Source organism: Microcoleus sp. S1D4, assembly GCF_036700765.1.
In the GTDB taxonomy this organism is placed as follows: domain Bacteria; phylum Cyanobacteriota; class Cyanobacteriia; order Cyanobacteriales; family Microcoleaceae; genus Microcoleus.
This window is the reverse complement of sequence record NZ_JAUBPP010000013.1, coordinates 162,021-176,064: the sequence shown is the minus strand read 5'-3', so window position 1 is coordinate 176,064 and position 14,044 is coordinate 162,021. Positions and strand designations below refer to the sequence as shown.

General features: G+C 44.8%; 12 protein-coding genes. 4 read left to right on the top strand and 8 right to left on the bottom strand.

Going from position 1 to position 14,044, the window contains the following annotated elements; all coding sequences use genetic code 11:
• The first annotated feature begins 34 nt into the window (after positions 1-34).
• A complete protein-coding gene (gene arr / locus QT998_RS15745) occupies positions 35-481 on the top strand; it encodes an NAD(+)--rifampin ADP-ribosyltransferase (RefSeq protein ID WP_333116548.1) in 447 nt (148 codons plus the stop codon).
• A gap of 43 nt (positions 482-524) precedes the next feature.
• Here the strand turns inward: arr and QT998_RS15740 are convergent, their stop codons facing one another.
• Positions 525-656: a hypothetical protein gene (locus QT998_RS15740; protein ID WP_333116545.1), complete on the bottom strand. Its 132-nt coding sequence runs from the start codon at positions 654-656 to the stop codon at positions 525-527.
• A 488-nt stretch (positions 657-1,144) separates the two neighbouring features.
• Between QT998_RS15740 and QT998_RS15735 the strand changes: the two genes are divergently transcribed.
• Positions 1,145-1,378: a hypothetical protein gene (locus tag QT998_RS15735; protein ID WP_333090762.1), complete on the top strand. Its 234-nt coding sequence runs from the start codon at positions 1,145-1,147 to the stop codon at positions 1,376-1,378.
• Here QT998_RS15735 and QT998_RS15730 read toward each other — a convergent pair whose 3' ends face one another.
• The 6 genes from QT998_RS15730 to QT998_RS15705 all read right to left on the bottom strand — a co-directional run bounded on the left by QT998_RS15730 (position 1,379) and on the right by QT998_RS15705 (position 4,733).
• On the bottom strand, positions 1,379-2,356 hold the full coding sequence (locus tag QT998_RS15730; RefSeq protein WP_333116540.1) for a glycoside hydrolase family 24 protein: 978 nt from the start codon (positions 2,354-2,356) through the stop codon (positions 1,379-1,381). It abuts the gene before it with no gap.
• Positions 2,357-2,507: 151 nt separating this feature from the next.
• Positions 2,508-2,645 carry a hypothetical protein gene (locus QT998_RS15725; protein ID WP_333116538.1) on the bottom strand — a complete coding sequence of 46 codons (138 nt, stop codon included), beginning with the start codon at positions 2,643-2,645 and terminating at the stop codon, positions 2,508-2,510.
• Positions 2,646-2,656: 11 nt separating this feature from the next.
• Positions 2,657-2,842 (bottom strand): hypothetical protein, encoded by a 186-nt coding sequence (locus QT998_RS15720; RefSeq protein WP_333116536.1) that lies wholly within the window; start codon positions 2,840-2,842, stop codon positions 2,657-2,659.
• A 15-nt stretch (positions 2,843-2,857) separates the two neighbouring features.
• The gene (locus QT998_RS15715; RefSeq protein WP_255515881.1) at positions 2,858-2,986 is read right to left on the bottom strand and encodes a hypothetical protein; all 129 of its coding nucleotides are present in this window, start codon (positions 2,984-2,986) and stop codon (positions 2,858-2,860) included.
• A 401-nt stretch (positions 2,987-3,387) separates the two neighbouring features.
• The gene (locus tag QT998_RS15710; protein WP_333116533.1) at positions 3,388-3,657 is read right to left on the bottom strand and encodes a hypothetical protein; all 270 of its coding nucleotides are present in this window, start codon (positions 3,655-3,657) and stop codon (positions 3,388-3,390) included.
• 188 nt (positions 3,658-3,845) lie between these two features.
• On the bottom strand, positions 3,846-4,733 hold the full coding sequence (locus QT998_RS15705; protein WP_333116531.1) for a YihY/virulence factor BrkB family protein: 888 nt from the start codon (positions 4,731-4,733) through the stop codon (positions 3,846-3,848).
• A 114-nt stretch (positions 4,734-4,847) separates the two neighbouring features.
• On the opposite strand from QT998_RS15705, the gene QT998_RS15700 reads away from it, so the two are divergent.
• Both QT998_RS15700 and QT998_RS15695 read left to right on the top strand, forming a co-directional pair.
• Complete coding sequence (locus tag QT998_RS15700; RefSeq protein WP_194067915.1) at positions 4,848-5,936, top strand: hypothetical protein; 1,089 nt, start codon at positions 4,848-4,850, stop codon at positions 5,934-5,936.
• A gap of 231 nt (positions 5,937-6,167) precedes the next feature.
• The gene (locus QT998_RS15695) at positions 6,168-7,061 is read left to right on the top strand and encodes a CNNM domain-containing protein (protein WP_228050037.1); all 894 of its coding nucleotides are present in this window, start codon (positions 6,168-6,170) and stop codon (positions 7,059-7,061) included.
• 146 nt (positions 7,062-7,207) lie between these two features.
• On the opposite strand, the gene QT998_RS15690 is transcribed toward QT998_RS15695, so the two are convergent.
• On the bottom strand, positions 7,208-13,909 hold the full coding sequence (locus tag QT998_RS15690; RefSeq protein ID WP_333116528.1) for a glycosyltransferase: 6,702 nt from the start codon (positions 13,907-13,909) through the stop codon (positions 7,208-7,210).
• Between the last annotated feature and the right edge of the window lie 135 nt (positions 13,910-14,044).

Here is a 14,044-nt window from a genome sequence, read left to right as displayed (position 1 = left end):
GCAATCAAGAAAATATCAATGATAGGTTACATCAATGGAAAATAGTGAAAGCAATAAAAAATTAAACGAACCTAACCCAACACCGTTTTCTCAGACGTTCTTTCATGGAACAAAGGTTGCCCTAAAGATTGGAGATTTTATTGAAGCTGGTTTCAACTCAAATTTTGGACAAAGAAAAAAAGCTAAGTATGTCTTCGTGACAGCAACCTTAGATGCCGCTATTTGGGGGGCTGAACTTGCTTTGGGGGAAGGGTGTGAAAGAATATATTTAGTAGAATCAACAGGGCCCATTGAAGATGATCCTGATTTAACTGATAGAAAATTCCCTGGTAATCCAACAATGTCTTATCGTTCATCATATCCGTTTAAGGTTGTTGGTGAAGTTGCAATTTGGCAAGGACATTCACTAGAGCAAGTTAAAGCGATGAAAGATGGATTAGCTAGACTTAAAGAGCAAGGAATTGAGTCGTTGAATGACTAGCAAAACCTATTTTATAAAAATTTACAACTTAGGCAATCTGGTTCTATTCGAGATTGGACAAGCAAAAATAGTTGACTTTGTTGTTGAGTTCTGAGAGATTATTGGCGATCGCAAAAGTTACGAATTGAGAAGCGATCGCACCTGTGAAATTAAATAAAATTTTGGCGATCGTCAAATACTTTCCCTTGACAAAATTATGCGGTAATATATTTTCATTTATTTAGTTAAACTGCAATTGTGGGATAATTAAAACTTAGGTAAATAGGATGAGTCTCAGTAATACAGCAAAGGAAATGCTCTGGATTGGCTCCTGGAATGACCTAGACGAAATACTCAGTGCTAACAATGGTCTTATGTTAGTCGCTCCTGACTGGAGTGAAATGTCTCTCGATGATGCACAAGAAATGATCCAAGACCACGCATACGAGTCTCAGAAAGTACAGTTTGATCGCACTTACTACCGTGGAAAACCCGCACTTCGTCTCACATTCTTTGGTAGAGATTAGGTAAACAAAAATGGTTGGCTTCGTTGCTAAGTCCACAGAAATTATTGGCGATCACCCTCCAAAACAAATCAAATCATTCGAGGATGTTTGTTGTTGGGTGAAATAGCGATCGCCCCATATAAACTTGAGAAGATGATTGTTGGGGCGATCGCCCGTTGTGCAAGATCACCTAAATTTTCTCGAAGAATTAGCAGCCGAGTACAGCAACACACCGTTAAACGCAGCAGACAAAAACTGTGCAATCGAGGTAATCAGCCGCCTAGAATCTCAACAGTCATTAGAAGGCCGCACAGTTAAAAACCCAGCGATTCTTACTGCTAACATCACACTTGCTCCCGCCTGTCAAGTTCTCATCCCCGACGCACCTTGGCGCAAAGATTACATCGACTGACTAATTGCTAACAACCAATCCGGGGCGGTAAATCCCTAAATTTTGCAAATACATTTGTTCTAGTTTGGGCATCGACGATTCCACGGAACCGCCAAAACGCCGAAAAGAAGGCCAGATGTAAGCGAGTTTTCTCACTGCTGACTCCAATCTACCCGCTTCTATATCTTCTAAGGCACCTTTTTCTCGGATTAACTCTACAGCTACCAGGTCTTGATTTTGGGGACTGAAATCGGTGAGGCTAAATTTTTTGGCGAATCTGTCCCAAGTTGTGCTCAGAAACTGATACCGCCCGGCCGCGTCGGAACACAGCTTTTTGCCGTAGCGCTGGCCGCATCTCATTTCTCTGGGATGGTCGCTGAAACTGACAAATGTGGTGCCTGTGTACTGGGTGCGGTAGCCGTCGGGGCTAGCGGTACCTTCGGCGGCGGCGATGGTGTCGAGAAAGGCTTTGACTCGATCGCGCTCAATGTTATTCTCTCTTCCGTCTGGTGAGTTGATAGCCCCAACTAACGGCGTGCGTTTAGGAGGCTCCGAGATTTCTGGCGAGATAGTTTGTCCCCACAACTTCGGGGTCATCCTACCCAAAAAAAACGACAAACAGATGCACAAACTCCACGAGACTTTAAAACGGAGGCGTTTTGACGGCTTGCTGCGCTGTCGCACCGGCCACTCCTGCAGGGGAATGGTTGCGGGTAAGATTCTTGTTTGCTGGCCGAAGGCGAACAAGGATTTGAGTGCTAGTAAAGTTTGCTTGTAGAAACGGGATCCAGCTTGGCGGGCCCTGATGGCTGCAGCGAAAGTCTGGACATCTGTCAGAGTTACTTCTGCCAGCGGTTTTGCTACAAACATCCGAAAACTATTGGCCGCCTGCCAGCTAAAGCGCTTGCTGCGGCTGGATTGGCGCTCCACCCACAGGCGAATTAGCTGGATGTCGTTCATGGGTTGCAGATGGCTTCCCAGATTTTCTGGTGCGTACAAGATTACCTCCTGATATCGCTTTTAGTTGAAGGTTCCCAGTTAGAATGGTTGAAATCCACAGGGATCAATGGAAACTCGCTTCAACCATACTAAGTGATACTATTAAGCGCTCACGGGGTCAAGTTTAACGGCCGATTGTTGTTCGAGGAGTTCAGCAAACCCGACTTAGTTGGGACGGTATCGCCTCCCAACTGAAATAGGCTTGGACGCGCCTGCGGCCTGCTTGTCCGAGTTGCTGGCGCCATACTTCATTTTTTGGCGGCGCGAGCAAACCGGTTTCTCGCGGCACTACCGTATATTTCAATCCTCCCACGAGGCGACGACGGGCGTGCCGCAGGCCATCGCTTCAACGGCCACTAAATCGTCGGCGGGGAGAATCTCTCGGCTCAAGCTGCCGGGAAAACTGGTAATGTCGCTTAAGCCTAATTGTTCCACGATGCTGCCGATCGCATCGCGCTCTTGTCGCTTTCCCCACGCGCCAGCCACCGCCGACGATCAGTTTTAAATCGGCCTTGCGTAGCGCTGACGCAGGTAAACATTTTGTCCCCCCGCTTCTTCTTTGCCAATTTCCACAGCGGGCTCGCCCTGTACAAAGCTGGGGGCGATAGTTTTTTTTGCTAATGAAATCATGATTTTTACCAAAATTTAAAAAAATGCAGCAGGTGAAAAGTATAATTTTGGCGACTGCGGGGGGAATAAAGGTTAACTGCTAATTTTTATTAAAGTCAAAGCGCGCGATCGATAAATCAGCCTTCAGGGATAAATTGGCAGATAAATTTGAAATACGAGTTCCTTCTGCTGGCAGAGACCAGCCGCAGCTAAAACTCTGGATAATCTAAATGGCAATAAACGAGGGTGAAGGAAATTGCCCGGATTTGGGCTGGCATCTAACTCGAACCTGCTTTCAGCTTGTGGTTGGAGATGTTCCCCTCAGTCGGAGGCAGGATTTTTAACCCTTGCGATAAATAGGTATAAATTTGGAGAAACCAGAAGTAAATCGTCCCGAATAAATTCTGTATTCGGGACGCATCCTATTTCAAAAGCCAGATTTGTTCATCTGACTTTCTCGAAGAACAGCCACGATTTTTAAAGAAATCAGGTTTTTTTGACCTCAATCCTAAGAATGTGAAAAGGCGATCCTCTCCGAGGGCTGCGCTAACGAAAAAAGCAAAATTATTGCCTTCAAACTTTGTTATTTTTTCCGCATTTTGCCTTCTTGTTTTAACTAGAATTTTTGTATCAAAATTCGGTCTTTTAACCGCAAATTTACAGCGGATAAACACAGATAAACGCAGATCCATTCGATGGAGTCTGCGATTGAGTTCAAGAGTTCTACTAACCTCTGTTAAATTAGTTAAATCTGCTCAATTATGTACACCGCAACGGCAGCAAAACTTCCTGATTCTGTCAAACCAGGAGTTGTACCTTAACCTCAAATTTCCCGTTGGTCTAATCTTAGGAATTGTTCCGATGTTTGGGTACAAAGGATTCATTCCCCGTTTTCGATGTTGAGAATCTTGTTTCGCGAACTTCGCATTTTGGAACCGTATCGGTTAGCCCAAACTTGGGTAAACTCGGCACCCAAAAACAGAATTTGAGCGGAATAATTAATCCAAAGCAGGATAATCACGAAGGAACCTGCTGCACCGTAGGTAGAGGCAATACCGCTGCTTCCGAGGTATGCTCCAATTAGGGATTTGCCAATCGTAAACAGCAGAGAGGTAATTGCTGCACCAATCCAAACATCATTCCAGGCAAGCTCGACATCGGGCAATAGTTTGTAAATTAAGGCAAAAAGCATCGTGACTACCCCAAAGGAAAGAGCAAAATCTACAATTTGCCAAAGGCCGACTGGTAAATGCAGCAAACCGTTCAACCACGAGCTGATGGCTGCTAAAACAGCGCTAATTACTAAAGATACTAGCAAGAGAAACCCTATACCTAAAATCATCGCAAAAGACAATACGCGGTCTTGCAGAAATCCCCAAATGCCACGTCCGGGAGGCGGTGAGACATTCCAAATAGTATTGAGGGCATCTTTGAGATTAGTAAATACGTTGGAAGCGCCCCACAAAAGTGTAGCGAGACCGACTAAAGTAGCGATCATGCCTGACTTGGGTTCGGAGGCTTTGAGGATGAGTTCTTGGACGGTTTGAGCGCCATCTTTGCCGATTAAACTTTGGAGTTGGCCGACGATTTGACCTCGGGCTGCGTCTTCACCAAAGACTAAGCCGACGATCGCAATTACGATAATTAGCAGCGGGGCGAGGGAGAAGACTGTGTAATAGGCTAGGGCGGCGGCTAGGGTTGGGGCTTTATCTTTTTGCCATTGAGTAAAAGTTTCTTTGAGCAGCGATATGCCTGTTTTTAAGTTCACGGTTTTGGGTTTCCTCATACTTAGTGTTTACCAAGGGATTATAATAGATTAGGGTCTTTTTAGCGTCTCCCACAAGTTAGATCGAGCGATTAGCAAATTCGGAAAATTACTTTTATGTCAGATTCCCACACAACTGTTAACAACACTGATATCAAATCTCCCAAAAAAGCAATTTCTTGGGCAAAACTGAGCGCATTAGTAGCAGCCGTCAATTTCTTGTTGGTGATTTTCCATTTCAGTTACCCGCAGATGCGCCCTGTTTATTTGAGCTATTTTCCGGCTTTAGTTAAAATTTACGATCCGATTAAAGGCATTGATTCGAGTTTGCCAAAGGCGGAATCTTTGCAAGCCTCTGACCAGTTTTGGCGAATTGATGCGTTTTTTATAGGTTATTTTTGGGCGGAATTTTTCATAAAAAGTCTGTTCCACAGCCGTCGCAAGCCGGGGGTAAGTTGGTTGGATTTTGTGCTGAGGCGCTGGTACGAGGTGTTTCTGCTGATTCCGATTTGGCAGGGGTGGCGGATTCTGCCGGTATTGCTGCGGCTGCACAAGTCGGGTTTGGTTAATCTCGATCGCGCCGTTGCTCAAATTACCTACGAACCGGTGGCTTATTTAGCCGATACGATGTCGGAATACATGATGGTGCGGTTTATCAATCAAGCTCAAAGTTCGATCGAACAGGGCGACGCAGCGCGGGTACTGCTAGATCCGCAGCAGCCCTACCTTCACGTCAATCAGGAAAATACGATCGAACGAATTACCAAGCGGATTTTCGATCTGACAATTTACAAGGTTTTGCCGCAGGTGCAACCGGGTTTGGAAGAATTGCTGCACCACAATTTGGAAGCGACAATCAAACAGTCGGATTTTTATCAACTCCTGCAAACTTTCTCTCCGATTAATATTTTGCCTGAAGAAATGACCGAACAGCTAGCCAATTATCTGGCTCAAACTGCTGTTGATGTGGTAGCAACTACTTACGAAGACGATAAGGGGCGAAAAATTATCGATAATTTCAGCCAAGAATTTAATCAAAGTTTGCGGCGGGAGTTGCAAGACGAGAAAACTCTCGGAGAATTGCAGTCGTTGCTGTCGGATTTGTTGGAAGAAGTTAAGTTGAATTACATTCAAGGCGGGTTGAATTCCGATCCGGAGCAAACTTTTACGGAAATTCACTCGTTGCGGGGGGTAAGGGAGGGTTGATCCAGCAATTAGTTTCGGGTTTGTGAATTGGATTTTTTTAACGAACCGCGAAGGCGCTAAGGGCGCGAAGGGGGAAAAGAGAAGAGTAAGAGTTCACAAGTTCTACGGGTAAGGTGCACAGTGCGCCTCCTACAAATACGGGTAGTGCGGATATCCGATGTCAATTTATCTGAATGGCTAAGCTAAAATAAAGGCGTTAGTCAAAAACATCTATCGTATTATTTATCTATTTTGAACAACTTTACTTCCCTGGAAATAGAAGTCGCCCAAACATTGCTGAGGTTAGCAATGTTGCTGGGATTAACACTTTTAATCGCGTTTTTCGTGGCGTCAGAACTAGCATTAGTATCAGCCGATCGCCATCAAATCCGCCAACTCGCCCAGTTGCGCGATCGCCCAAACGCCAAAACCGCCGAACTCGTCCACCAAGCGCAGAACAACATACCGCATTACCTGTCGGTGACTCAAACAGGCACAACGGCAGGGAGCTTGCTGTTGGGTTGGTTGGGTGAGGGTGCGACTGTACACTGGATTGAGCCGTGGATCGACAAATTGCCGATCGGTCATTTAGCCGCCTGGGTGAGCGCTCATTCGATCGCAATTCCCGCAGCATTTATATTAGTAACTTACGTCGAAATAGTATTAGGAGAACTAATCCCCAAAGTATTAGCAACCCACGCCCCGGAACGCACCGCTTTGCTGCTGATGCCAGCCATAGAAATCTGCTCAAAAATACTGTGGCCGCTGCTAGCAATTCTCAACGGTACTGTGTGGCTGCTGACAGGTTGGATTACCAGCCAAAAGTCGGAGCCCCTGCTGTCAACTTCCGAAGCCACTATCATTCAAAAAGATGCTCATTCAGCACTGATTTCCGGCATCTGGGAAGTGACAGCAGTTAACGAAAAACTCGGCTTAAACCTGCCTGCGAACCAAGCGTACCAAACAATCGCCGGATTCGTGATTCACAATTTAGGTAAAATGCCAACTCAGGGCGATCGCTTATTGTGGGGCGAGTTAGAAATAGAAGCAGAAAATGTAGTAGATGGCAGTTTAGAAACAGTGCTACTGCGCCAAGTAACACGCCCCTTATTTGAGACTCAACATCCACAACTCGTATTGAATTGAACTACTACAAGTAGGAACAATGATTTCTCAACTCTCGATCTTTCCTTCCATTTTCTTCCTTAGCGTACTTTGCGTCTTCGCGGTTCGTTTCAATCCTGAGATTTGAGACTAACAAATAATCCCAAATCTCAAAAACTGCACCTTTCTCACCCAACAGCAAGCTCGATCGCACCCCCAACCAACTGCTCGTAATCCTCCAACAACCAAGAAGGCAAACAACTATTCGCATCCTGAACTTGCAACTGCCCAGGGCGACAAAACAGCATCGCCGCCAACAAATTATTCACAGCTTCAGGCGCTCCAAAACCTTTACTCAACTCAGCAACCAACGAATTGAAAAATGCGCGATCGCTCTCATTCAAAGGATCATTCACAAACCCGCAGCCCAGCAGAGCCTTGTAACCCTTCCCGAAATCGCTCCGGTACAAAAGTTCTAATTGTTCGCCAGAAACCCTCAGCCACAAATCAGCAATTTGCCTGCGAATTGACCGCAAATCTGCTATTACCAATTCCGCCGTCGGGTCAATTTCATAAAGATTGACCGCAGCAGTTAATTGATTGAGCAACTGCGGCAAATAATCTTGTTTCACAATTGTTTGTTCCGATGCCAACAATGCGCTTTCAAACACATTTTCGTAATCCTCAATCAGCCACTTGGGCAAGCGGGTGCGAGGGTCGGGAACCCGCATTTTTCCCGGCACAAAATACAGCATCGCACCAAGCAAAGCATTGATAGCTTGAGGATTCACTAACCCTTTACTAATTTCAGTTAATTGCTGCAAAAACTTCTGTTCTGCTTCCGTCATTGACTCGGATTGCAACCCGCAGCTAAGTATTGCTTGATATCCCTTACGAACTTCGCCTCGGTAAACTGTTTCCAGTTGTTCTGAAGGAACAATCAGCCAAAAATCAGCCAGTTGTTTGCGGATTTGGCGTAGTTCTAAAACTACCGATACGTCAGAAGGATCTATGCGATAAAGATTGACGCATCCTAACAGTTGATTGGCAAATTGCGGAGATTGAATGTATTGCAATAACAAGTCAGAACTTGACTCGGACTTGACGGCAGCTTCTGTCTCAAAAACTTGTTCGTAATCTCCAATTAACCAGTGCGGTAAACGGTTACGAGCGTCGGGAATCCGCATAGTTTCTGGTGGAAAATATAGCATTCCCGCCAGCAAGGCATTGACAGCTTTAGGATGGACTAATCCTTTGCTAAGCTGAGTTAGTTGCTGCAAAAATATTTGTTCGCTTTCTATCATTGGTTGACGTTGAAAGCCGCTTTTGAGCAGGATTTGATAGCTATTACCGGGGGCGCTTTGGTAAGCTGTTTCGAGATTTTCGGCGGGAAGGTTCAGCCAATAATCAGCGATTTGTTTGCGAATTTGACGCAGTTCGGATATTAGTGAAATGTTTGATGAGTTTCTCTGGTAAAGCTGGACGGCATTCGAGAGTTTTTCACCCAAGTCGGCTGGTTTGGGAATGCTATCCTGCAAGCTGCGGGCTGCTTCTAGGTGGCTGCTTTGCCAGTTGCTAAAGAGTTTTTGGAATAATTTCGCGATCGCCCCTGAATATGCCACACTATCAAAACAGGCGGGATTGCCCTGCATTCTTTCCTTAATTTCCTGCCGTTTTTGCTGCCGCAACTGCGGGTTAGTGCCGAGATTAACAGCTAGCTGAATATAAGATGCTTCGTCACGCGCAATTAAATCGGGCATTTGCAATTCCCGCAACATCGCCGCACCTTGGCGGAAGCGCAAAGCATTTCCCTCCACAACCACCGCCGGCAATCCTACTTGCAAAGGATCGATTAACGATGTAGCCCCAGCGTAGGGATAGGAATCGAGATAAACATCTGCTAGCTGCAAAAACTCTTTGACATCCGCGCGGCTGGGCAGTTGTTTCACGAACCGCAAGCGGTTGTTATCCACGCCGTATTTAGCGCAGATAGCGTTCATATTGTTAACAAAAGGTGTCACTGGATAGGTACGAGTCCATGCCGGCCCGAAGGGATATAAAATCAAGATTGAATTCGGTACAGCAGCTAGAATTTTTACCCAGGTTTCTCTCAATTCCGGCAGAATTTTGTAGAAGTTAGCGCCGGAAACAAAAACAGTTGTGTTGTGGGAAATGCCGAGACTTTGGCGCGTAGGTTTGACTGTAGCAACTTCCGATTCTGTGGCGTATTTGAAACAAAAACCGCTGCCTTCGAGTACAGCCAACTGTTCGCGATATTGTGCTTGATAACTAGCATCAGGCGCGGTAAATTTGCCTGCAATGTAGTAATCCATGTGCCGGATGCCGGTGGTTGTTGGGGAACAGAAAGAGGTTGTTTGTACCCTAGCTAAACGGTGCATTGCTAGGGAACCAACGGGTTTGTTGATAGCTGTTAAATTCGTACCAAAAAACAGGATATCTAAGTCGTCGGCGCGGATGGTTTGGACTTGCGATGCAAAGTCTTTCGGGAGTGCAACCAGCTTGTCGGCGCGACTTTGACAGTATTGTTCTAATTGGTGGCCGCTGGTGTTGAGGGCGTACAGGTAAATCTCGAACTGGTTGCGGTTTAAATGCTCGAAAACCGGGATGGTGGCGAAGGTTTCGGTTTGCGGCGCGAAATGGTCGCTGATGATGCCGAGGCGGATTTTTGTGCGGTTGGGCGATCGCGCCGGGAAGATACAATCAATAGAACAACCGCGATTTTTCAGCGCAAACTCGATAATCTCTGCCCGTTTGGTATAAATATCGCGCAGGTTTTCCGTCGTAAAGTACAGCGGAATAAAGTTAGCAATTTGCGCGAACAACAAAGCAATATTCTGCCACAGAGGCGACTCGGAATTCTTGAACAAATTCCTATGTACGTAATCAATCCATCCTCGAATAAATTGATAGTAACTCTCTGCTTCTCCTTTTGTTTGAAAAAGGTTAGGACAGGTGAACATGAATTTGAGATATTCGTTGGCGAACCAGTTAGGAATTGTCGCGCGATCGTAGTCGATCGGCAATTGGTCGGCGCGACGGTACAGCATCGCTGCTAGCAGGTAATTGATAGCTTTCGGGTCGTTAAATCCTTTCGCCACATTGGCGGCTAATTCCCTCGCAAAAGTCTCTTCTGCATCGGTTAGCGGTTCATCTCTAATCTCGCTGGCAAGCAGGGCTTGGTGCTGTTTTCCTGTATCCCCCGCAAAGGCACTTGCCACTTGTTCGGCTGATAAATTCAGCCAAATATCAGCAATTTGTTTGCGGGTAGTTCGAGTGTTTACCGCAGCAGATGTGTTGCTTGACTCTTGCGATTGCCGAGCGGTAGAGCTGGAAAATCCGGTGGAAGGTTGATGAGATTCACCAAGTAATAATAGTGAAACTAATGCCTCTTTTAATTGGGCCGATTGACTGCATTTGAGTCCTTCTCGAATTTGAGCGATCGCCGCCTCAGATTCTCCATCTGTCAGGAGTTTTTTAGCTGTCTCCAAAGCATAGAAAGCATAGTGTTCTCGGGCTTGATTCGATAACTTATCGGCGATCGCCCTTGGCAAATATGATTGAGAAATGTCGATCGATCTTCGCACATCAGCAATTAGCCCGCCCGACTTCAGCAAGCGAGTATTGTCTGACGAAGTATGCTGGCGATACCAAGCCAGCGGTTCCGGTTCGTACCAAATCGGATAATGCACTGCAACTCGCTTCCACATCTCCCAATCAGAAGCAGCACCAGCTTGAGGGCAAAAACCTCCCAAACTTTCGTAAACACTGCGTTTAACTGCGATGGGAGAAGCTTGCAAGCGACACATCACAATAATCTGTTCCAACCAATCAGTCAGTACCCCTGGAGTTTCTCTTTCTAACCAAGATACCCAACGCTGATTTCCCGCTTCGTCTGTATAAATGTGGCGGCAAAAAGCTGCACCCACACTCGGTTCTTTTTCTATACCTTCTCGCAAGCGGCTGTAAAATCCCGGCAATACAACATCGTCGTCGTGCAAAATGTGCACCCACTCACCGCGCGATCGCTGAATGCAGAGATTAAAGATAGCAGTTTGACCGATATCTTGCTCTGGATGTCGGTAAAAATTAACTCGTCCACCGCCTACAGCATTAACAATAGCCTCCATTTCATCTTGGATAGATTGGTTCGAGCAATCGTTAACAACTTCTATTTGCATTTCCTCAGCATTAGGAGCCTGTTGCAGCACACTTTTTAACGCTTGCTCCAAATATTTTACCCGGTTGTAAGTAGGAATCATTACAGACCAAAAAGGTCGGTGAATATTAGAAGCAACAGGAGAAATTTGCGCCACTTCTAAAGCCGCAGCCGGAACAACAGGAACAGCAGTAACATTTACCTGCTGTTTTTTTCCTCCAGCTAACAGTTGCATCCAGTCTGCCGCTTGATTAGCATCACTCATCCGATTTTTAACTTCAGAGTTCAATAAATTAAAGTACGAACTGTGTAAAATTTTCTGGTGCAATCTTTGGACATCTTGCACTATTTCTCCCTTCAGCAAGTTTTCTCTTGTCAGTTGATTGAGGTGAACGCGCCAGTTGGATAAACTTTTGTTGACAAAACCAATTTTGTAGTGGCTCATAATTCTGAACCACATTTCAACATCAACTAATTGCTGCAATTCTACATCAAAAAATCCGACGCGATCGAAAACATCCCTTCTAATCAAAACTGTACTCGGTTCTCCAATTTTATTAATCGGATTGTTCAACAGATTAGGATCTGCCAGCAGTGTTTTGCCATCTTGTACTCGCTGCAAGTTTGACCAGTTTTGAGATATTTCTAAAGCACCTCTACCGATTGCTTGACAAGCCGCATCGGAGTTAGCGTCTCCTGCTAGCAAAACTCCCCGCCGCGAAAACACCAAACCTATTTGCTCGTCTTGTTCTGCTAAATTTACCAGTTCGGCAATACAATCCGGTTCTAGCAAATCATCTTGACATAACAGCTTAATATATTTCCCTTTTGCCTGAGAAATACAGTGATTCCAATTTTTAACTAATCCAAATTTCTCGTGCACAGAAAATTTGAACTCGCCGGGAAACTTGTCAGTGAGTGACTTAGCAATGGCCATTGTGCGATCGGTCGAACCGTCATCTGAAATAATAATTTCTAGATGGGGATAAGTCTGAGCCATAGCGCTAAAAAGTGCCTCGCTCAGATATTTCTCGCCGTTATAAGTAGGAATACAAATGCTAACTAAAGGCTGCATTCTTTCGATCGGGTTTAACTGTTCGTGCAGCTTTTTCACTAAATACTGGCTGAAGCAAGGATCGCGATCTATTAAATTTTTCCATCTTGATACCATTAATTTAGACGCTGCTGCTTCAATCTTTAACTGTTCTTCATCACTCAGTTCAAACGCCCAACCTTTTAATTCTTGATGCCAGACTTTGGTGTGACTTATATATATATTGTGATAGCCCTGAGCCATCATTTTTAAACATAAGTCAATATCGCTGAATACAATGGGTAAATTTTCATCAAAACCGCCGCTGCTGGTAAATACTTCCCGGCGACACATCAAGCACGATCCGGTAACAGCGGAGACATTATTAGTAAATCCTATGTGTACTATGTCCTCATACTCTAATACCTTCTTAACTCCCTTGTAGGCATGACTGGCAATCCCGTTCACACCTAAGATAAATCCTGTATTTTGGATAGAATTATCAGGATATAGCAACAGCCCTCCCACAGCGCCAATTGACTGTCTTTGAGCTTGCTCGACCATACCATTGAGCCAGTCTCCCTCCCTGATTTCGGTATCGTTATTTAAAAAGAGTAAGTAATCTCCTTGGGCTTTTTGTACGCCAAAGTTATTAAGGCGAGAATAATTGAATGGAATGTCTGATCGGTAGCATTTAAACTTATTTGGCTGTAAAGTTAGCCACTTGTTGATAAAATTATTGGTTTCAACTTCTACACTGCCATTGTCTATTACCACCACTTCGTAATTAGGATACGAAGTTAGGGCAAAAATTGATTGTAAACATTTATTTAAAATACTCCCAAAATCCCTGGTAGGAATGATAATACTAACCAGTTTGTAACTCTCGATTGCGTACCGAACAGTATAGTGACCGGGGTAATTTTGATGCGCTATAACTTGTCCGGCTTCCCCTCTTCTGTGAATTGTATCTGTGATGGCTCTCGCTGCTGCTTCGTAGGCATAAGGTTTAGCATCCCTAGAAGCAGAGGCAGATTCGGGGTGAAATCTCCAGTGGTAAAGGATTTTAGGTATGTGGAATATTTTGTTAGTTTTTTCTGTAAGCCTCAAAACCAGATCGTAATCTTGACTGCCATCATAATCTGCTCTAAATCCACCGATTTCGTTAATTAGCGATCGCCGGTAAGTACCCAGATGGCAAGTATACATCCGAGACAAAAATGAATCGGGACACCAATCTGGCTTGTAACAGGGAAGACAAAAATTGTTGCGCTCGTCTACCTTATCTTCATCGGAATAAATCATGTCTGCATCGGGATGCTGGTTCAGCAGCATTACCACTTCCTGCAAAGCATCTGCTGTGAGCAAATCGTCGTGATCTAGCAGCGATATAAACTCACCAGTTGCTAATTGCAGTGCCGAATTTGACGCGCGAGATATGTGACCGTTTTTACTTCTAAGAATTCCCTTAATTCTTGCATCTTTTGCCGCATATTCTTCTAAAATTAGCTTGACATGAGGCTGTGTAGAAGCATCATCAGCAATGCACAATTCCCAGTGAGTGTAGGTTTGATTTAAAACAGATTGAATTGCTTCTCTCAAAAACTGCTCTGGTGTATTGTAAACTGGCATCACAATACTGATAAGCGGCTGATATTTCAACTGATTTGTAGAATTCATTTCTGGGAAACCTCTGTGTTAAATAATTAATTTTGAGCTTACTTGTCTTGAAAAATGCTGCTGTTAGCAGCCAATTAGCTCAGGTACGAGGGGAGCATCTCAGTTTTGATTTTATAGCGTGCGAGCTTAATATCT

Coding starts and splice junctions, on each gene's coding strand:
- QT998_RS15700 (WP_194067915.1), top strand. CDS start 4,848: ATGTCAGATTCCCACACAACTGTTAACAACACTGATATCAAATCTCCC.
- QT998_RS15690 (WP_333116528.1), bottom strand. CDS start 13,909: ATGAATTCTACAAATCAGTTGAAATATCAGCCGCTTATCAGTATTGTG.
- QT998_RS15715 (WP_255515881.1), bottom strand. CDS start 2,986: ATGATTTCATTAGCAAAAAAAACTATCGCCCCCAGCTTTGTACAGGGC.
- QT998_RS15710 (WP_333116533.1), bottom strand. CDS start 3,657: ATGGATCTGCGTTTATCTGTGTTTATCCGCTGTAAATTTGCGGTTAAA.
- arr (WP_333116548.1), top strand. CDS start 35: ATGGAAAATAGTGAAAGCAATAAAAAATTAAACGAACCTAACCCAACA.